We start from the raw sequence: 1,213 nt of genomic DNA, 5'->3' as shown, positions 1-1,213 counted from the left end.
ATAAATTTTGAATAAAAGTAAAAACTGCTAATTGTTCAGAATATTTTATATTGAAATTTGTTTTTTGAGCAAAAATTAATGTAGTTATTCCACAAAACAGGAAAGTTAAAATTCTGATTTTCATTGTTATTTCTGGTTTTAGCGTAATATATTGCACAACGTTTCGCGGCTTTGCGAGGTTGCGAACTTCGTAACCGAGTTCTTTCGGCTAAGATAGAATATCTTGCGAAAGATAAATTTGAATTTATCACATATTTCGCAATCTCGTAAAACCGCTGTTACTAGCTGGCGCTTTATCCATAATATAAATTATTCTTCATCATCTTCTTTCTGGTAACCTTCATAATAGTATGATTGTTCGATTCCTTTAAAAATCACTTCTCTATTATTTATTTCTTCGCTTAAGTTACTATTTAATAAAGTTCTCAGTTCCAAATCATTAATTGGACTTCTTTCCATAGCTTGTAAATAAAGAGATTTATCCACATATTGCCAATTTACTAATTTTTTAAGTCTACTTTTCAAAATCATATCTAACCAAATTCGCATTGTTCTCCCATTACCTTCCATAAAAGGATGAGCAATATTCATTTCTACATATTTGGCAACTATTTCGTCAAAAGTATTTTCAGGCATTTGCTCAATTTTGACTAAAATTTCATTTAAGTATAAAGAATTTGCAAATCTAAATCCGCCTTTTGATATATTCGTATTACGTACTTTACCCGCAAAATCATATAATCCTTTAAATAAATAACTTTGTATTTGAGTTAAACCTTTTGTAGTTCCAATTTCAATTTTATTAATATCATCTGACTCAAATAAGCGATAAGCATTTTCTAAACTCTTTTTGTCAATGTTTTTCATCATAATTCACATTTATTCAACTATTAATTTCTTTATCAAAAATACTTTAAATGTTTATGAATTACTTTAAAACTGATTAGTATTTAGAGGTTTTTTTAGTGTTTTTAAGCAGTGTTATATTCCGGTGCGATGCGCTTGCTAGTAACGTTTTGGCGATAGGCGAGGTTGGTAAAAATAAAAAACAATAATTAAATTAAACACAAATTATGCAAACACAAGACAATAATTCAGAAATCACTAATGACCAATCTTGCTTATCGGCTGTGTGTGCCTTGCATGCACTTCTATTCCTACAAACGTAAGGAATTTATCTAGAGGGTGCAAGTCCCTTATCGGCAAGTTGTTG

Annotated in this window: 1 protein-coding gene; it reads right to left on the bottom strand. The window is 29.3% G+C overall.

The features are described 5' to 3' along the window. Positions 1-309 precede the first annotated feature (309 nt). A complete protein-coding gene (gene fic, locus AP058_RS00015) occupies positions 310-870 on the bottom strand; it encodes a protein adenylyltransferase Fic (protein WP_197413355.1) in 561 nt (186 codons plus the stop codon). Positions 871-1,213: the final 343 nt, after the last annotated feature.

The organism is Flavobacterium sp. TAB 87 (genome assembly GCF_001529295.1).
Classification (GTDB): Bacteria; Bacteroidota; Bacteroidia; order Flavobacteriales; family Flavobacteriaceae; genus Flavobacterium.
This window is presented reverse-complemented; position numbering and strand designations above follow the sequence as displayed.